The 17,297-nt window shown below is 45.9% G+C and carries 21 protein-coding genes; 12 read left to right on the top strand and 9 right to left on the bottom strand.

The features are described from left to right. Window positions 1–69: 69 nt before the first annotated feature. The 9 genes from M3080_RS06870 to M3080_RS06830 form a co-directional block, all read right to left on the bottom strand. Window positions 70–327: a hypothetical protein gene (locus M3080_RS06870; protein ID WP_249092459.1), complete on the bottom strand. Its 258-nt coding sequence runs from the start codon at window positions 325–327 to the stop codon at window positions 70–72. Between the two features lie 126 nt (window positions 328–453). Next, window positions 454–1,209 (bottom strand): endonuclease, encoded by a 756-nt coding sequence (locus M3080_RS06865; RefSeq protein WP_249092458.1) that lies wholly within the window; start codon window positions 1,207–1,209, stop codon window positions 454–456. Between the two features lie 18 nt (window positions 1,210–1,227). Beyond that, a complete protein-coding gene (gene dnaQ, locus M3080_RS06860) occupies window positions 1,228–1,758 on the bottom strand; it encodes a DNA polymerase III subunit epsilon (RefSeq protein ID WP_249092457.1) in 531 nt (176 codons plus the stop codon). 68 nt (window positions 1,759–1,826) lie between these two features. Further along, window positions 1,827–3,101, bottom strand: a complete 1,275-nt coding sequence (locus tag M3080_RS06855; RefSeq protein WP_249092456.1) for a hydantoinase/carbamoylase family amidase — start codon at window positions 3,099–3,101, stop codon at window positions 1,827–1,829. A gap of 176 nt (window positions 3,102–3,277) precedes the next feature. Further along, complete coding sequence (locus M3080_RS06850; RefSeq protein ID WP_249092455.1) at window positions 3,278–3,985, bottom strand: YjjG family noncanonical pyrimidine nucleotidase; 708 nt, start codon at window positions 3,983–3,985, stop codon at window positions 3,278–3,280. A 60-nt stretch (window positions 3,986–4,045) separates the two neighbouring features. After that, complete coding sequence (locus M3080_RS06845; protein WP_249092454.1) at window positions 4,046–5,086, bottom strand: alpha/beta hydrolase; 1,041 nt, start codon at window positions 5,084–5,086, stop codon at window positions 4,046–4,048. Between the two features lie 157 nt (window positions 5,087–5,243). Further along, window positions 5,244–5,501 (bottom strand): plasmid segregation protein ParG, encoded by a 258-nt coding sequence (locus M3080_RS06840; RefSeq protein ID WP_022473387.1) that lies wholly within the window; start codon window positions 5,499–5,501, stop codon window positions 5,244–5,246. 68 nt (window positions 5,502–5,569) lie between these two features. Further along, the gene (locus tag M3080_RS06835) at window positions 5,570–6,211 is read right to left on the bottom strand and encodes an AAA family ATPase (protein WP_249092453.1); all 642 of its coding nucleotides are present in this window, start codon (window positions 6,209–6,211) and stop codon (window positions 5,570–5,572) included. 61 nt (window positions 6,212–6,272) lie between these two features. After that, a complete protein-coding gene (locus M3080_RS06830; RefSeq protein WP_249092452.1) occupies window positions 6,273–7,406 on the bottom strand; it encodes a glycerate kinase in 1,134 nt (377 codons plus the stop codon). Window positions 7,407–7,567: 161 nt separating this feature from the next. Here M3080_RS06830 and M3080_RS06825 point away from each other — a divergent pair, with 161 nt between their 5' ends. The 12 genes from M3080_RS06825 to M3080_RS06770 all read left to right on the top strand — a co-directional run bounded on the left by M3080_RS06825 (window position 7,568) and on the right by M3080_RS06770 (window position 17,103). Further along, a complete protein-coding gene (locus M3080_RS06825) occupies window positions 7,568–7,969 on the top strand; it encodes an MmcQ/YjbR family DNA-binding protein (RefSeq protein ID WP_249092451.1) in 402 nt (133 codons plus the stop codon). A 25-nt stretch (window positions 7,970–7,994) separates the two neighbouring features. After that, on the top strand, window positions 7,995–9,122 hold the full coding sequence (locus M3080_RS06820) for a DSD1 family PLP-dependent enzyme (RefSeq protein ID WP_249092450.1): 1,128 nt from the start codon (window positions 7,995–7,997) through the stop codon (window positions 9,120–9,122). A gap of 522 nt (window positions 9,123–9,644) precedes the next feature. Then, window positions 9,645–9,953 (top strand): helix-turn-helix domain-containing protein, encoded by a 309-nt coding sequence (locus M3080_RS06815; protein ID WP_022473382.1) that lies wholly within the window; start codon window positions 9,645–9,647, stop codon window positions 9,951–9,953. Between the two features lies 1 nt (window position 9,954). After that, window positions 9,955–11,130 carry a type II toxin-antitoxin system HipA family toxin gene (locus M3080_RS06810; protein WP_249092449.1) on the top strand — a complete coding sequence of 392 codons (1,176 nt, stop codon included), beginning with the start codon at window positions 9,955–9,957 and terminating at the stop codon, window positions 11,128–11,130. Between the two features lie 219 nt (window positions 11,131–11,349). Next, a complete protein-coding gene (locus M3080_RS06805) occupies window positions 11,350–13,197 on the top strand; it encodes a C69 family dipeptidase (protein WP_249092448.1) in 1,848 nt (615 codons plus the stop codon). 156 nt (window positions 13,198–13,353) lie between these two features. After that, window positions 13,354–13,983 (top strand): response regulator transcription factor, encoded by a 630-nt coding sequence (locus M3080_RS06800; RefSeq protein WP_022473379.1) that lies wholly within the window; start codon window positions 13,354–13,356, stop codon window positions 13,981–13,983. A 109-nt stretch (window positions 13,984–14,092) separates the two neighbouring features. Then, on the top strand, window positions 14,093–14,539 hold the full coding sequence (locus tag M3080_RS06795; RefSeq protein WP_249092447.1) for a lipoprotein: 447 nt from the start codon (window positions 14,093–14,095) through the stop codon (window positions 14,537–14,539). 19 nt (window positions 14,540–14,558) lie between these two features. Next, entirely contained in the window at window positions 14,559–15,239 is a 681-nt protein-coding gene (locus M3080_RS06790) for a beta-ketoacyl synthase chain length factor (RefSeq protein ID WP_249092446.1), read from the top strand. Beyond that, window positions 15,236–16,021: a lysophospholipid acyltransferase family protein gene (locus tag M3080_RS06785; protein WP_249092445.1), complete on the top strand. Its 786-nt coding sequence runs from the start codon at window positions 15,236–15,238 to the stop codon at window positions 16,019–16,021. The genes M3080_RS06790 and M3080_RS06785 overlap by 4 nt, the downstream gene beginning before the upstream one ends. Window positions 16,022–16,025: 4 nt before the next feature. Continuing rightward, window positions 16,026–16,292 (top strand): phosphopantetheine-binding protein, encoded by a 267-nt coding sequence (locus M3080_RS06780; RefSeq protein ID WP_022473375.1) that lies wholly within the window; start codon window positions 16,026–16,028, stop codon window positions 16,290–16,292. A 4-nt stretch (window positions 16,293–16,296) separates the two neighbouring features. Next, window positions 16,297–16,563 (top strand): acyl carrier protein, encoded by a 267-nt coding sequence (locus M3080_RS06775; protein ID WP_249092444.1) that lies wholly within the window; start codon window positions 16,297–16,299, stop codon window positions 16,561–16,563. 21 nt (window positions 16,564–16,584) lie between these two features. Next, window positions 16,585–17,103, top strand: a complete 519-nt coding sequence (locus M3080_RS06770) for a COG4648 family protein (protein WP_249092443.1) — start codon at window positions 16,585–16,587, stop codon at window positions 17,101–17,103. Window positions 17,104–17,297: the final 194 nt, after the last annotated feature.

Raw genomic sequence — 17,297 nt, 5'->3', positions numbered from 1 at the left:
TATTGGCGTTCCTTATATCCTCGGCATGAATGCCGGGGCTTTACGGAACTCGCGGTAAAAACAGACATCTTATTTTTTCTCAAGGTCTCTTTTTAAAAGTTCGCGCAACAAAGCATTCTCTTTTTTCAATTGATTAATTTCATCGCGCAAGTCTTGAGTTTCACTAATGCTTGAATCTTTGGAATGCGGGGCCTGCGACTCTGTTTGTTTATCTCTTTTCAAAAAATACCAGACTCCCAATCCTAAAAGAATAAACAAAACTAAATTAGGAACACCGGGGAAAAGCGGAGCACCCAAAAAATGAGGTCCGAAAACATGATGCATCATACCCATCGCCCTTATAAAGAATCATTTTCCTTTAATTTCAAAATACAACGGACGGAGAAAATGCGCAAAGGAAAACCGCAACAGTATGTTACGATGGGCATTCTGATAAATCGAAGTAAAAAAAGACTATTTTTGATCCCATAGACCGGCTTCAATACACGGTTGCTTCACAAATTCATTCGTATTTTTTTGAATTTTTTCAATACGTTGGGCTCGTTTACATTCCCAGGCGTCAACCGGGTACATCTTATTCCACGCGCTCATCAGTTGGCGCTGCTGATTGCTTAAACGGAATCTTGGGTACGATGCCGCCATGTAAAGATGAGTTCGAGCAATTTGACCGCGAGCCCGCTCCGGCGGCTCTGCGCGTCTACCGTCAATTTTCATTTCACAAGTGCCAAAATCACTTTTAGCATGGGGTAGCATTTGGAAATTGTAATTTTGTCGGGCGGCGTTAACAGCACCGATCGCAGGATAGAGGTTATACATATCAGCTTGCATAAAACGGTACTCTTGGTTGGCGCGCTCGGCACAGCGACGCCCCTTATAAGCTTTGCCTTTGTTATTTACGCAGACCGGATCCCCTTCTCGCCATTCTTTAAAGGCGCGACCGAAATTTTCTGCCGCCACCGCATGTTCCCACTCGACTTTTTCCGCTCTTTTTTGATGCTTGGTCGCAATGAAGCCTTCAGGCAAAGTGACATTTTTCTTGGCGTCAAAGCTTGCCCCGCAATAAAGCGTTACCCGATGATCAAAATAAACCTGTCTTTCAAGAAGTTGTTTAGCTTTATTAAAAGAGTCGTTAACCGTATTGCCTTGCGAGAAGCCAAGCGCGGGAACAAAGGCAAAAAGAACGGCGGCAAGTTTTATGGATCGAGTCATGGTTGGCAAGCAATAGAGCTAAGGTAACTTAGTGAGCGAATTATAAACTTGAACTAAAAGCATCGAGTCAATTAAAGCGCCGTGCAGTGTGCGGCCGGAGGCGTCAATATTAAACGCTTTACAAAGCGCATCAAGGGATGCAGGCTTACCGGGACGCTTTTGTCGGGCAAGCGACAAAGTGTCGATCACACCTTCACAGTAGTCCGCCATACAGCCTCTGTTGACAATAGCCAGTTCAGCATTCAAAAAGCCAATATCGAAACGAGCGTTGTGGATAACAAGAGTGGCTCCCTCGACAAAATTTAAAAAATCGTCGGCGATATCGACAAATCGGGGCTGCGATTTCAACATCTCCCACGAATAGCCGTGCACTCGCTGTGCCCCGACACTAACAGGGCGTTGCGGGTTAATGAGTTGGTGGTAACTTGCCCCCGGTTCCCCGTTTGTCAATATCTCAACACAACCAATGGAAATTAAACGATCACCGCATTGAGGATAAAGACCTGTTGTTTCAGTATCCAGAGCAATTAAACGACTACACGTCGGCACGACCATCTTCCTTATCTAAAAAGGGCCGCCAAAATTAATTTGGCAGCCCCCGGCATTAACTAAACCTATTATTTATCGTACGTGGAAATAGCTGTGAAAAGAACTTCCGTGCCCAACATGAAGTCATCCAACTTCATTTTTTCTTTCCAATTGTGAGAGCCGTCCTGATTGGCGACGAAAATCATCGTAATAGGGACATCCATGTCAGCCATAACGGCTGAATCGTGACCGGCACCGCTGGGAATGTCCATCACTTCAATCCCTGCATCTTTCGCTGCGGCCTTTAAGTGCTCAAACAGTTCATGGTCAACTTGGGCGGCTTTGCAGACTAAAGTGCGGTCAAATTCAAAACTCACGCCACGGTCAGCACCGACCGCATTGGCTTCAGCAACCAACAGTTTGTGGAAGCGATCAAGAGTGTCCATGGAAAGACTTCGCATATCCACGCTAAAGCTGACCTCTCCCGGAATAATCGCAATCGCCGCAGAAGGCGCCGTGTTAAAAACACCTACGGTGAAAACCAAATCTTCACCGCGGACAAGCCACTCCGCCCAGTGACGTTCCATTTTCATCATGAGATCACTCATGGCCATCACAGCGTCATGGCGATACTGTTTATCGACCGCTCCCGAGTGGGCTGTCACACCGATACAGCGGCAGGTCTTATGCCGTAAATTGCCACGAATTCCCGTGACAATCCCCACGCGGGCTTTCTTTTGAGAGTCCAATGTCGGACCTTGCTCAATGTGCAATTCCGTGAAGGCGGCGATCTTTGAAAAATCAATGGCCGGATCCGTGCGAATCATATCATCGGGATTGAAGCCCGCTTCACGTACGGCCTCAGCCAAAGTTTGATCCTTCGTACGGTGTTTCAGTGCAAGATCTTCGGCGGTCAATTGTCCTGCCATTGCCAGCGATCCGACATACGCTTTACCAAACCATGAACTTTCTTCCATACGAAAGACGACCATCGTCACGTCACGTTTAGGTTGATAACCAATTTTTCTCATCCACCAAAGAGTGGTAATCGCAGCTACAACACCGGCCAAGCCATCATAATGTCCACCCTGAGGCACGCTGTCGGCGTGCGATCCGGTCATGTAACACGGCAGTGAACGATCTGTACCCGGCAAAGTTAAAAACAAATTGCCGCAACGATCAACCTTGATCTCCAGATTGAGTTCTCGAGCGATTGTTTTGAGATACTCGTGAGCTTGATTTTCTAATGGTCCGTAACCTTGACGGGAGATCCCTCTGACAGGATCCTTGGAAAATTCCCGAATGTCGTTAAAGACTTTTTCAGCAAAAGCTCTTGCACCTTCACGCAGCCGTTGTTCGGACATAACCTTGCTCCTTAATGATGGTTTTGCAGACACTCTCCATTTTGGGCTTTGTTATTAACAAATACAAGACCTCCTGATCCATGGGAAATGCTGATTTTAAAAGACTAGAAAACAAATTAGTTTAATATTATTTTAATATTTTATAAATATATAAATAATATTGTTTAACGATTATTTTAATTGTTTTCAATACCAATCAGTTTTGGAATACTTTGCAGATTATCGATTTCAAAATCAGGGGTGATATTTGACTGATTGGCAGCATGAAACGGGTTATACCAACACGATTGAATACCCGCATTTTTTGCCCCCAAAATATCACTGCTTAAAGAATCGCCCACAATCAGGACTCGCTGGCGATCGACCGCAGGGATGGATGCGAAAACTTTGTCAAAAAATAACGCCGATGGCTTTTCACAGCCCAGGTGTTCGGACAAAAAGACACCGTCAAAAAGTTTAATTAGTCCGGACTTTGTCAGTTTGCCCGTTTGCGCCACAACCGTTCCATTCGAGACAGCGTATTGAGGAATTCTGTCTTTTAACAATGACACCAATTGGTAACTGTCATCCCTAAAAACTACGGTTTCTCCCAATCGTTTTTGATAGGCACGATCAAAAGCCTGACAATCAACGTCATGTGCGCCTATTTCTACAAAAAAAGTTTCGAAACGCTTAACCAAAATCTCGGCTCGCGTCATTTCTCCCTTTTCTAACTTTTTCCAATAGGAGGCATTGATTTGACTGTAGCGGCTAATCATTTCATCGGTGCACTCACCGATTTTGAAATCGTGAAAAAGCGATCGAATGGAAATGTCTTCTGCTGCCAAAAAATCTAAAAGTGTCCCATCCACATCCCACAGAAGTACATCAAAGGAGACTGTCATCTTTTTTTTCTCTCTATGAACAATAGTGCTAACTATACAAGATGGGACACTTTAATTTAGCTATTTTTGTTTCCAGACGCGTGCTAAAAAATCATCCAAGAATTGATAATGTTGACGCGTCTCGGGAGCATTAGTATCAAAATAGTACTGAGCGTGCGACACCGCCTCGTACACAATCAACTCAGCCGGCGCACGATTGGCTAAAAGACGCGTGTGCATTCTGACCGTATTGCTTAAGAAAAGATCTCGTGTTCCAGAAACCAATAATGTCGGCGGGAAATCCTTCAAAACTGAATCTGATGCATAGACCGGAGAAATCAATGGATCTTTTAAATCATGTCCATCGGCGTAAACTTGGGCGGATGCGCGAATGAGGTGATCGTAGGTGCCCAATACATTATCCACACCTTCGTTGACAACGTAGCTGTCCCCGATCTTATCTAAATCAGCCCATGGCGTACCGGCAATTAAGGCGGCCGGCATCATCTGTCGCCCTTCTGCGTGAGCCTGCAAACCCAAAATCAATGTCATCGCACCACCGGTTGAAGTTCCGAATACAGCAATGTTTTCAGCGCCATACTGTTTAACCACTTCTTTATAAGCTGCAAAGGCATCGTCAATGGCTGCCGGAAACGGATGCTGTGGAGCCATGCGGTAGTCCACCGAAATCACCTTATAGTGATTCTGTGCGGCCATCGGGATCGCTTCGGTGATCCCTGAGACACCGTGACCTAAGACATAGCCACCACCATGTATATAAAAAATGACTTTATCCTTTTTATTCTCGTCAATTTTCTTAGGCGTTAAAGTGAAAACCGGAACGCCTGCCAGCTTAGAGCTCTCAACCTTAACACCTCTATCGGCCGCTGTTTTTGAAGCCGCCTCTCCCGCGGCCTTTGCGTAACTGCCTGCCATTTGCTCCCAATCTTGAAGTGTTTTCGGATCGGAGTACCAGAGGGCCGGAGCCGGAGCATTCACCAAAGCGGCCATTTGTTCGCTGACTGTCGATGGCGCAGGATAGTGTCGATCGGTATCCGCCGCTTGCACGACAGCCATCAAGGATGCACAAGATAATGCCAGTACCAGTTTCTTAATGTTCATCGCATAACTCTCCTAATCATTGTTACCAGGTAATGTAGCAAAGAGAAAAATGGAGCGCCTGCCCGAAGAATGCAACGTATTGCCTAATAATGGAATTATTGGGTGGAGCCAGATAGAAGACCGCCCGATATTGTTCGGGCGGCTAGAAGGAAAGGCATTAACGGGTTAAACCGTTTTTTAAGGCAGTGGAAACTGCCGCGTTAATATAAGCGGCACGGGAGAGTCCCAGTTCATGCGCAGCCTCATCAACGGAATGCAAAAGGGATTCTGAAATAGTGAGCGTAATTTGCTTCTTTTTCTTAGATACCGCTTCTTTTTTCACATGAGAGGCAGAATCCAAAAAATCATCCACTGCCTTTTCATCAAGTTCCTTGATTTCGCCGGCCGGCTTCTTACGCAACATCGTGATGGCCATAACAATCCTCAAAAACGCTATTAATAAAAACTTATTTTAATATTAAAATACATTTATATAAATAGCAATTAAAGATTATAAATGGCATCGGCCAGTGCTTTTAATTCAGAGCAGGCCTTGGCATCTTTAGGACGTAATTCAAAAACGCTGAGTCCGGCACCGCCCGCTGTTGCAAAAGCCTTGCGTCTGCCGATCGCTTTGTCTAAAAAGCGCATTTCTTCGCACTGCTTCATCACTTCTGCCGCCTCTTGATTATCCGCCCCCTGGCTATCTGCGCAGGACAAGAAACAATAAGCATCAAAATCAGCTCCGATATCGCGTGCGTCCCGAATAATGTCTTCTAATTTAGAGAGCGCCCAAACGTCATAGCTTCTTGGCTGCACGGGCACAAGCAAAATATCGCAAACCAATAAGGCCGCACGCAGTGCTCCGGTATCGCGACCACCCACATCAATAATGATGTCTTCCCATTTATTGACTTGAGTTTCAATTTGGGACTTGAGTGTACGCGCATCCGAATAAGCCGAACAGGCTAAGGCCGGTTTTACATTATTTTCAGAACGAATGCTCACCGCCGTCAAAGCGGATTGTTGTTCATCGCCGTCCACCAACCAAACCTCATGCCCCAAACTTTGACGATAAAGCGCGAGCTGAACCGCAGTCGTTGTTTTACCGGTACCGCCTTTTGTATTGGCCACTGCAATAATCATAATGCTAATCCAATCTTAAAATAAAATTAATTTAATATTAAATCAATTGTTTTTTACAATCTTATAAATAGGTTTTAGCCCATTGACGACCGATCTGAGTCAATAGCTCTTCTGCCTTTTGAAGGCTATCGGTCAATCCACTTGATCTGGACAAAAGATCGTATGCATTGGCAAACCCCAACTCTTTACAACGGTCAATGGTAATTTTCAAAGAACCCGCGACAAGAAAAGTCGGCTTATTGATCCTGCTTGTCCGATCAAGTACGCCGCTAGGCGCTTTACCGGATAAAGATTGCTCATCAAACGAGCCTTCTCCGGTTAAAACATAGTCCGACCGTTTCAGAATCCTGTCAAAACCGATCATATCCAACACGGCATCGATCCCTTTGAGCCTTGTGGCTCCAAAAAACCACATTAAAGCGGCTCCCATGCCGCCGGCAGCACCGGAAGAGATGGATTGGCTGAAATCCTTTAAAAAATGTTCGGTCAGAATAGTTGCGGCCCAAGCCATACCGGATTGCATTCGGCTAAGGTCGTCACCTTGAACTCCCTTTTGCGGTCCAAAAACAGCGGTTGCTCCCGTCGGCCCCAACAGAGGATTATTCACATCACAGACCGCCCAAACGCTTATATCTTTAAAACGATCCGAAAAATCGTTGGTGTCAAGACGAGCGATTTTGGAGAAATCATTGGCAGAGATGTGATCGGTGATCGGTTTACCGTCAGCGTCGAAAAATTTGACTCCAAGAGCTTGCATGCATCCAAGGCCCAAGTCGTTGGTTGCACTTCCCCCTAATCCGATATGAATCTGTCGAGCGCCATTAAAATACGCGTCCCTAATCACCTCACCTAAACCATAAGACGAGGCAAAAATCACACGTCTTTGCTCTTTCGGCACCAATGTCAGACCACAGCAAGTGGCCATTTCAATAACGGCACAATCGCCTTTGGCTAAATAGGGAACCTCAACGTTTTGCCCATAGGGGCCTGAAACCAATACCGTTTTGACTTGCCAACCGTCAGCCAAAAGATCATCCTTGAGACAATCAATGAGACCATCTCCGCCATCGGCAACCGGCAAAACGATCACTTTCTCGTCCGGTCTTTCTGAACGTATCCCTTTGGCCAGAGCCTCTGAAGCCTCCCTGGCAGACAAAGATCCTTTGAAGGAATCCAGTGCAACTAAAACCGTCATAAAAACTCCTTTCGCAATCGTACCAATGCCAGGAGTTATAAACAAGAAAATAATATTATCTTAATAGTGTTCTAATTTATTTTAAAGCTTGAAACACTGATAACTTACTATTATTAATAGCATTGTTAGAATGGAAAACTAAAAACTGGGTTGAATCAAACATGATCCGAGAAGACTTTTTCCGAATGATTCTTGACCGTTTTGGAATTGAACCGGACTATCCTTTTGCAGGCGGTTTTGTTACGGCAGTATTTCGACGCAAAGACAACCTAAAGTGGTTTGCCATTGTGATGTCGGTTGACGCCAAAAAGTTAAAAATCGGCGCGTACGGCGAATTGGATATCGTCAACCTGAAATGCACCGACGAAGATCGTGAGGCGCTATCTCAAACCGAAGTGTTTTTGCCCGCCTACCACATGAACAAAAAAAGATGGCTCAGTGTCATTTTGGATGAACAGGAAGATTTTGACGAAAAACTCTCTGAACTCGTTCAAAAAAGTTTCAATTTAACGGCTTCTCAGAAAAAGAAGTCCAAACTGAAAACGCAAAGCGTAGTACGATGAGGGAGTCTTAGTATTGGAGAAAGCTATGAATCTCAACACCATTGATACACCAGCACTTATTCTCGAAGAATCAAAAATGAATACCAACATCGCCCGCATGCGCGATAAGGCTAAAAGTCTGGGTGTAACCTTAAGACCACACCTAAAAACAAGTAAGTGTTGGGAGGTCGCCAAGCGTCAAATCTGGACTCCGGAAGGTCCAGCAACCGTTTCGACATTGAAAGAAGCGGAAGAATTTGCCGCTCACGGCATCAAAGACATGATCTATGCCGTTGGCATTGCTCCGCAAAAGCTGTACCGTGTTGCTGCGTTGATCCGACAAGGCGTTGATCTGAAAATCATCTTAGACAATATCGAAGCTGCGCAAGCTGTCTCAGAATTTTGTCAAAAAGAATCCTTAGAAATCAAAGTGTTGATTGAAATTGACTGCGACGGTCATCGCTCAGGCTTAACCCCTCAGAGCCCAGAAATTGTACAAGTTGCCAAGGCACTGAAGGCTCCTGCGAAGCTTGTCGGCGTTTTGACCCATGCCGGCGGCTCGTATGATGTCGATACACACGAAGCCCTCTTGGAACGATCTCGCGGTGAAAGAGATGGTATCTGCCAGGCTGCCAAGATGCTTAGAGAGGCCGGATTTGAGATTTCAATTGTTTCTGTGGGTTCTACGCCAACGGCGCTTACAGACGAGGATTTAACCGGGGTTACTGAGCTCAGAGCCGGCGTATATGTCTTTTTTGACCTCTTTCAAGCCGGTGTTGGAATCTGCAAACCGACAGACATCGCCATTTCGCTTTTGGTCACTGTGATTGGTCATCAGCTCGAAAAGGGATGGGTCATTACTGACGGCGGATGGATGGCATTATCACGCGACCGAGGAACGGCCAACCAAAAAATTGATCAAGGTTACGGACTGGTCTGTGACATCAACGGAAATATTCTGGAGGGTTTATGGGTGAGCGGAGCCAATCAGGAGCATGGAATTATTTCTGCTAGAAACGGAATTAATTTTGATCCTAAAAAATTCCCGATCGGAACGCGTTTGAGAATTTTACCTAACCATGCTTGTCCGACCGGCGCACAACATCCTTGTTATTATGTCGTCGACGGTGACATTGAAGTCAAAGATAAGTGGAACCGTTTTTACGGTTGGTAAATAAAACCTATTTGTTATCACAACAGAGTGACCGAAGCGGTGAAAAGCTTCGGTCTTTTTTTAATCAACAGAAAACTACCTGAAAATTATGAAAAATCGGTAAGAATATTTTTTGAAATACTAATAATAAATTTACCAGATTTTTGAAAGTCTGAAATTTCTTCACTCATCCGGATGAACAGCTTAATAGAATTTTTCTATTTACATCTTTTTAAATTGTTTAATGATTTTTCGTAACGCCTTCCATAGAACATTAAAGATCAGAAGTTAAAGTCGAGAACTGGCTCAATTAATTAAACTCAAACAAGAAAATCAACCTTTGAGATTTCATTTAATACACTTTATTTTAAGTGTTATTTCCTGTTTATACTCATTATTCTAAGTTTTATTATGATCTTAAAGTAAAAAATATAGGCTTTTGGATACCTTGACTTTAAGAAAATGATCCACTTGACAAGAGCGAATTTAATCATCATAATAATGGGTATTAAAACACTATTTCACCATTATTTTGAGAATAATATGCGTCCGTCTTTAGCTGTTGAAACCTCTCTGAAGGCTCTTGGATCAAATTTAAAAATCGCACGTCTGCGTCGTCGTTTGCCGCAATCGCAGGTTGCGGAGCGCGCAGGAATATCCCTCAACACCCTAGCGAAAGTTGAGGCTGGTGACCCTGGAGTGGCCATCGGTAATGTAGCAGCCATTATGCAAGCCATTGGTCTGGGCGCCCCTATGGGCGATATCGCCTCCCCTTCGGCCGATACGTCCGGATTACGCCTTGAATCAGAACGCCTTCCCAAACGCGCCAGAGCTCCTCGCCGTTTGATCTAAAATGGCTTCCCAAACACTAAACCTTTACTTTAAAAGTCTTTCCAATCCCCTGCCAATTGGTCAATTGAACATTGAAGACCCTGGCAGGGAGTCTTCTGTTTGCTATTTTGTTTATGACTCCGGTTGGCTCAGTTATGGTTATTCTTTAAGCCGGGATTTACCGTTAATCCCTAAAGTTTTTAAAACTGACTCCAGTCACCCTGTTTTTGGGTTCATGTACGACTTGATCCCCGGTATCGGCGCGCGTAAAGCAACAAAGTTTATTTATAAAAAAGACTTAACAAACAATCAGTTATTCCTTCTTTCTCAAGAAGTACTTCGCCCCGGTGCAGTTGGATTCAAAGAGAACACTCAAGCAGCTCTTCAATATAAGGAAGTCGGCCCCTGTGCACTTGATTTAGAGCGTCTGATGATGGGACACTTGAATATTTCTGATATAGATTCACTCTATCGAGGTCTTAGCGCACTACCCGGCGAACGCTTTAAGCTTGGTTATCAATCTGGTAAAAATAAAAATTTTATTTCAAAATTTAACATCCCCGATCCGCAACGTAATTTAGTGATCTGGGAGGCAATTACATTAAGTCTTGCTAGGCGGATGGGACTTCAAACGGTATCGGCTGAACTAACATCCATGCGTGGTATGGATACGATTATCAGCAAACGCTTTGACCGAACCACTGATGGTCATCCGATCGGATTTGCTTCGGCTCGTGCACTTTTGGCTGCGCACGATGATAATCATTCCTATCTTGAGGTTGCCGACATATTAAATCAGGATGGTGCCAAGCCTAAGATGGACTTGCTCGAATTGTGGCGTCGAATGGTCTTTAATATGTGCGTAGGAAACGTTCACGACACGCTTGATAACATCGGTTTTATCCGAGACGGTGACGGTTGGCGTCTGTCTCCCCTCTATTCCCTAAAACCTGAACCCATTTCCATTCCCCGTCGACATCACGCAACGGCTGTAACCGATGATTGTGACCGACCGGACTTATCTAAAGCCGTTGAAATAGCTCCCTATTTTGGCATCAGTCAACGTAAAGCTGAGGCTCTGGCACTCGAAATTTCCTCTTTTTGTGCTCAAAACTGGGAAAAAGTCGCCCGAGATTTTCAGGCCGATCCACTTGAAATCGACAATATGAGAAAAGCTTTTGAACAACTTGATCTTTAATGTCGGGTTATCACTTAATCACATTGACCTACGACAAATTACGCACCTACCTTAACGCTCCTAATTACAGATTGTTACCACTAGTCGGGAGTTCCCTTAGTAGAAAGCTATTTTCCTGAGAGCAAAATGTTGCTGTCGCGAAATTCCCGCCTCATATAACAACGGGGAAAGCGACTTTGTTTATATAAACAAACTCTCTAATAAAAGGAGCTTACTGCTATGAAATTACGTGCATCTTTGATGGCCTGTGCCATCACAAGCGCCTTGGTTGCCCTGCCGCTTACCTCGATGGCCTGCTCTACGGTGATCGTCGGTAAAGACGCTTCGGCTACCGGCCAAGTGATCGTTGGCCACAATGAAGACAATGGTGGCCGCGTTTTCAACCCCCAATACTATGTTCCGCCTGCCAAACACAAAGCCGGTGAAATGATCAAATATGAACCGACGGCTGCTATGATCCCGCAAGTGCGCGAAACCTTGGGCTTTTACTGGTCTCAAACGCTTGACCCGAATGGCTCCTCCTTCTCTGACGGTTTTGTCAATGACGCCGGCGTGGTGATTGTTTCCAACGCTTGCTCAAACATTTTTGACAAAAACCAAAAATTGAAAGACGGTGGCGTGGGTTACGGTATTCGCCGCTTGATGGCAGAACGCGCTCACAGCGCTCGTGAAGCCGTGAAGATCGCCACAGACCTTCTCACGAAGTATGGCTACTTCTCCGAAGGCCGCACCTACACGATCGCCGATACGCATGAAGCCTGGCAGCTTGCCATCCACATGGGTAACGTTTGGGTTGCCCGCCGTGTCCAAGACAATGAAGTGATTTATATCCCGAATAACTTCATGATGGATAAGGTTGACGCCACCGACACCGAAAACGTGATCGTTTCCCCGGGCTTGATCGAACGCTCCATCAAGAACGGTCGTTACAAACCCGCAACACCCGGTGTCTACAACGACTTTAACTTCCGCGCTGCCGTTCAACCGGCTGAACAACGCTCTGTCGGCTACAACTTCGGTCGTAACCAAGTGGCCTGGAAATACATCACTGGTGAAAAGATCACCGATCCTGAAAAGTTCCCGTACTCTTTCACACCTGACAAGAAGTTCACCGTTCATGATGTTCAAAACATCTTGCGTCTGCACGAAGACCAAATTGGTGACGATGATGGTTGGTACCACCACTTGGGCTTCGGTCCGTGCCGCGTGACGACTCACGAATCCGTTGTTTTCGAAATCAACGACATTCCTGAACTCATCACGAGCTATCGTGCTTTGGCCCGTCCGTGCGAAACCCCGTACATTCCGTTCTATCCGTTGGCCAAGCCCAGCCAGAACATGAGCTTTATGGATGCCGCCACCGCCACGAAGGAACACTTCAGCGCTCCGGACTATCGCTTCGATTATCACCCCGAATGGGCCTCCGCCACCTTCATCAACAACGCCAACACGCTGGAATTCCAACGTGATGACCGCGATGACAACTTCGACATCATCGAAGACTTGGAAGAAAAGTGGGCCGACGAACAAGCCGGTATCCGCGAACAAGCCAAGGCTGCTATGAAGGTCTCCAAGGATCACGCTTTGAACATTCTGCACCGCTACAACGTGGCTAAGTTGCAAGAAGCACAAGGCGCCATCCAAGCTCACTTGGACGAAATCGCTCCGCACAAGGTTGTGATTTTGGCTGACTCCATCGATCCGAAGAGCTCCGCCACGGTCAAGTTCGCCCTCTTGAGCGACGATGACCTCGATGCAACGAAGATTGATCAAAAGAACACCTACGGCGGTGTGGGCCGCTCCAGCCTCACGACCAGCGGCGTGATGAGCGACTTGGCTCAACCGGTCTCCTTCTCCGCTGAAGACGTCAATGGCGACGGCAAGAAAGACATGGTGATGACCTTCGTGCAAAAAGACCTCGCCCGCTTCATGATGGCCGGCGCCGTCTATGACACGTGGCTCTACACCCGCGACGGTGGTGATCGTATCGCCGCCTTCGACACGGTGAAGATTAAGGGTCAAACCAACCGTAAGTTCTCCACCAAGGAACGCGGTCACGACAGGTAATCTGATTAACAATCCTAGTTAATAGATAGCCTAAGCCCCGGAAATCCATCGATTTCTGGGGCTTTTAATTAAAAAACTCAACAAATTGAACCAAGACTAACCATTTTTCTCTTGACTTTTATATACTTAGCAGATCGACTCTTAAGAGGGAAAAAAATGCAGCAAAACAACACACCCTTGGTTCGCATTGTTGACGATGATGAAGGCATCCGCAACTCCATGGCCTTTTTGCTCGAAGGCGAAGGCTGGGAAGTTAAGACCTATCGCGATGGTTCTCAATTTTTAGCCAGTAATGACTTCAGCCGACCGGGTTGCATTATTTTGGATGTTCGTATGCCCAATATGAGTGGTTTGGGCCTTCAAACACACCTCAATGAAATGGGTGTGGATTTGCCGATCATTTTCTTAAGCGGTCACGGTGACATCGATATGGCCGTGCACACGATGAAAAACGGCGCCGTCGAGTTCCTCCAAAAGCCTGTGCGCGAAGAACGACTCTTTAAAGTGGTTCATGATGTGATCACTGAATACATGAACCGTCAGGAACAAATGGCCGACGTCATTGAATTTAAGAATCGTCTTAAAAACCTCACCCAACGTGAACGCGAAGTGGTGAATTTGATCAGTTTGGGCAAATCCAATAAGGAAGTTGCTGAACAATTAGGCATTTCTGAAAAAACAGCTCAGGTTCACCGTGGCGCGGCATACCGCAAGCTCGAAATTCATAACGCCACGGAAATCGCCCGCTTGTTGATGCGCGCTAAAGAAGATCCGCAAATTCAGTAATGGCTGATGACAGAATCGCCATACAGACGCTCGGTTTGACCGGGCGTTTGTTTTTTGAACTCTATGAATCCGTTAGAATATTCGGAACATATTTATTATGGAGTCCATGATGAAAGGTCTTCGTCTTTTCTGCGCTGCCGCTCTTGCCTCAAGCTTATTGCTCGCCGGCTGCGGTGTCACAACGCCGCTTGTTAATCCGCAAGAGCAAAGTGCGCCGGCTCAAATAACCCAATCCCAGATGCATAACGCCATTATCCGCGCCGCGCAATTGCGCAAGTGGCGCATCGTGAGTGACCAACCGGGTGTTGTCACCCTGGCTTATCCGGGCTCTGCCAAAGCCATTCATTTTGAAGCGATTGTCAAAGTCACCTATGACGCTCGCCGTTATAAAGTGAGTTATGTTTCCAGCCGTGGCCTTGATGAGAAAAAAGGCTGCGTGAATCCTGAGCTCAAGAGCAAGAATAAGTACGATGAAAACGCCATTTGCATCCACAGAAACGTCAACCGCTGGATGAATAACTTAAACGCTGACATTTTGGATGCGCTTTATCGCTAATTTTTAACCTATGCGACTTTTGGACTACTCGGTTTGGCTGCCGGGGCTAAACCCCGGCATGAATCCCCTGTCGATTCTTTCATCGGCAAAGCCTGACAGCATAGAAGTACCTAAACTGGCCTTTCTTCCCCTAATGCAAAGAAGGCGTTTAAGTTCTCTGGGCCGGGTCGTCCTCTCCACGCTCTATCCTCTGTTTGACAAGTACGGTCGAGGGAACATTAGCCCCTCTTCTGTAATCCTTGCTTCACGCTGGGGTGATATTCAACTGACCGTGAAAGCGCTCGAAGAGTTGAGTTCAGAAAAAACGCTCTCGCCCACTGGATTTTCAACCTCCGTGCATAACGCCATCGGCGGGCTTTTTTCCATGTTCGCCCATTTCACAGGAAATATCACCTCCATGGCGGCCGGCGAAAACACCATCGGTTCTGCGCTCACCGAAGCTAAGGCACAACTCGTAGAATATCCATTGGTTTTTGTTTCCATCTACGAGGATAAAACGCCTGAAGTATTTGATAAATATGGGAAAATACCATTCCCCTTTGCCGTGACGCTGGTGCTATCAAATGAAACAGATCGGGATTGTGCCCTTGCATGGAAAGAGCACTTAGTAGCCAAAAACGTATCGGATGCGCCAATTCTCACTCAACTTTATGAGTTCTTGACTTGGCTGGATACAGAAAGAAGGCATGAGGGCGAATGATGAAGGGTCTTGGCAAACAATACCGTCGTTTGGCAACCGGCTTGGCCTTCGGGGTGTTTGGCGGCCTTGGCGTCTTTTTCCAATTTCTAATTTTTCCCGGCATTGTTATTGTTGTGCGGGATGAAAAACGACGAAAACGAATAGCCAGAAATGTTATCCATCGGACTTTTCAAGCATTTATCGCTTTTATCCGCGCCATTGGCATTTTGGATTGGGAAGGCCGTGGTTTAGAAAAACTTCAAGCGCCCGGACAATTAATCTTAGCCAACCACCTCACGCTCATCGATGTCGTGTTTCTCTTTTCTTTCGTTCCAAATGCCTGCGCCATTGTGAAATCATCTCTGGCGAAAAATCCTTTTACCTGGGGCGCCCTGTATGCGGCAGGATACATTACCAATGACGGCGGTCCTGAACTGATTAAAGATTGTGTACGTGAACTCAAAAGCGGCTCAAGCCTTATCATTTTCCCCGAAGGAACCCGCACAGCACCGGGTGTGATGCCAAGACTCAAACACGGAGCAATGATTACCGCCTTGGAAAGCAATGTGGATCCGACCATGGTGAAAATCACTTGCGAACCGATTAGTCTCACCAAAGGCGCTCATTGGTGGGATGTTCCGGACAGGCCGATGTACTTTACCTTTGAAGTCCTTGGTAAACTGTCGATTGAGCCCTTTAAAGGGATATACGAAAGTACGCCCGCCAAAGGGGTTCGCGCCCTAAGCCGCGAAATTTTTCGTGTATTATTTCCGAATTTAGTTGACCAGTTCACAAAACGGTGAAACGATGTCTGATGCGTTAAAAACAGAGCTCAAAACTTTAATCATTGAATCCTTAAACCTGGAAGATCTGACTGTTGAGGATATTGAGGACGATATGCCTCTTTTTTCTGAAGAAGGTCTGGGACTTGACAGCGTTGACGGATTGGAGCTCGGTTTGGCCCTCAAGAAGAAATACAACATCAGTCTGAACGCTGAGGCGGCAGAAACGCAAGAGTATTTCAAGGACATAAATTCGCTTGCCCATTGTGTAGAAACTTTCCGGAGCAAATAAAGCCATGGCCGTCACGAAAGAAGAAATTTTCGAAAAACTTCAGAGCGCTTTAAACGAGACCTTCGAAATTGCCCCGGAAAAAATCACCCGTGAAGCGCGTTTGATGGAAGACCTGGAGATCGACAGCATTGATGCAATCGATCTTTTAGTGCAACTTAAACCCCTGCTTGGCAAACGCAAAATCGACCCCTCTTATTTTTATAAGATGCGCACCGTTGGGGATGTTGTCGACGGCTTGTACGATCTTTTGACCCAACCGGAAGCCAATTAAACCAATATGTTCAAGCGGATATTGTCGATTGTTTTAACGATCGCCTACCCGTTTGTTGTTTTGATTGGTCTGAAATATTGGGGAGTGACCGCGCTCGTGGGACTCATTGTCCTGCTGTGCACAATCCAGTTATTGACTAAGCCTTCCCGTCTTTCACTTTTCTTTTTTGCAGTCAGCCTGCTGTTGGCTGCTGCGAGCTTCTATTATCAGGCAGCCCTCCCCCTTAAGCTCTATCCGGTTGCCGTCAATCTCGTTTTATTGTGTCTTTTCACAGCAAGTCTTTTTTCAGAGCAAACGGCAATTGAACGATTGGCTAGATTGAAGGATCCGAATCTGCCTGCCGAAGGCGTTCGCTATACAAGAAAAGTAACTTGGATTTGGTGCATCTTTTTCATCATCAACGGCAGCATCGCTCTTTGGACCGCGCTATTGGCAAGTGATGAAACTTGGGCTCTTTATAACGGCTTTATTGCTTATATCCTCATGGGTATTCTTTTGGGCGGTGAATGGCTCTTTCGCCGTCATTTTCTTTCACGCTAAAATAGCGCCCATATAAATTGACGTCTCTATTTTTCTCATGGATATTCTTGACGCACTGAAAAAAAGAAATCCGACCGAGCCTCTCGCCTTAACGGCGCAAGGCTGTCTTTCCGTGCAAAATTTTCTTTCGGCCGTTAAACGATGGAATTATTTTTTCAAACAAAATCATATCCATAGTGCGGTTTTATTCTGTT

Origin of the sequence: Parasutterella secunda (assembly GCF_023336895.1) — a bacterium.
Classification (GTDB): domain Bacteria; phylum Pseudomonadota; class Gammaproteobacteria; order Burkholderiales; family Burkholderiaceae_F; genus Aphodousia; species Aphodousia faecalis.
The sequence above is the reverse complement of the archived record's forward strand: the minus strand, read 5'-3'. Positions and strand labels throughout refer to the sequence as shown.

Bases quoted from the DNA above. Each gene is read 5' to 3' on its own strand.
- M3080_RS06815 (WP_022473382.1), top strand. From the start codon at position 9,645: ATGCGTCCGTCTTTAGCTGTTGAAACCTCTCTGAAGGCTCTTGGATCA.
- M3080_RS06810 (WP_249092449.1), top strand. From the start codon at position 9,955: ATGGCTTCCCAAACACTAAACCTTTACTTTAAAAGTCTTTCCAATCCC.
- M3080_RS06835 (WP_249092453.1), bottom strand. From the start codon at position 6,211: ATGATTATTGCAGTGGCCAATACAAAAGGCGGTACCGGTAAAACAACG.
- M3080_RS06830 (WP_249092452.1), bottom strand. From the start codon at position 7,406: ATGACGGTTTTAGTTGCACTGGATTCCTTCAAAGGATCTTTGTCTGCC.
- M3080_RS06870 (WP_249092459.1), bottom strand. From the start codon at position 327: ATGATGCATCATGTTTTCGGACCTCATTTTTTGGGTGCTCCGCTTTTC.
- M3080_RS06840 (WP_022473387.1), bottom strand. From the start codon at position 5,501: ATGGCCATCACGATGTTGCGTAAGAAGCCGGCCGGCGAAATCAAGGAA.
- M3080_RS06805 (WP_249092448.1), top strand. From the start codon at position 11,350: ATGAAATTACGTGCATCTTTGATGGCCTGTGCCATCACAAGCGCCTTG.
- M3080_RS06845 (WP_249092454.1), bottom strand. From the start codon at position 5,086: ATGAACATTAAGAAACTGGTACTGGCATTATCTTGTGCATCCTTGATG.
- M3080_RS06785 (WP_249092445.1), top strand. From the start codon at position 15,236: ATGATGAAGGGTCTTGGCAAACAATACCGTCGTTTGGCAACCGGCTTG.
- M3080_RS06780 (WP_022473375.1), top strand. From the start codon at position 16,026: ATGTCTGATGCGTTAAAAACAGAGCTCAAAACTTTAATCATTGAATCC.
- M3080_RS06775 (WP_249092444.1), top strand. From the start codon at position 16,297: ATGGCCGTCACGAAAGAAGAAATTTTCGAAAAACTTCAGAGCGCTTTA.
- M3080_RS06850 (WP_249092455.1), bottom strand. From the start codon at position 3,985: ATGACAGTCTCCTTTGATGTACTTCTGTGGGATGTGGATGGGACACTT.
- M3080_RS06855 (WP_249092456.1), bottom strand. From the start codon at position 3,101: ATGTCCGAACAACGGCTGCGTGAAGGTGCAAGAGCTTTTGCTGAAAAA.
- M3080_RS06800 (WP_022473379.1), top strand. From the start codon at position 13,354: ATGCAGCAAAACAACACACCCTTGGTTCGCATTGTTGACGATGATGAA.
- M3080_RS06825 (WP_249092451.1), top strand. From the start codon at position 7,568: ATGATCCGAGAAGACTTTTTCCGAATGATTCTTGACCGTTTTGGAATT.
- M3080_RS06865 (WP_249092458.1), bottom strand. From the start codon at position 1,209: ATGACTCGATCCATAAAACTTGCCGCCGTTCTTTTTGCCTTTGTTCCC.
- M3080_RS06795 (WP_249092447.1), top strand. From the start codon at position 14,093: ATGAAAGGTCTTCGTCTTTTCTGCGCTGCCGCTCTTGCCTCAAGCTTA.
- M3080_RS06820 (WP_249092450.1), top strand. From the start codon at position 7,995: ATGAATCTCAACACCATTGATACACCAGCACTTATTCTCGAAGAATCA.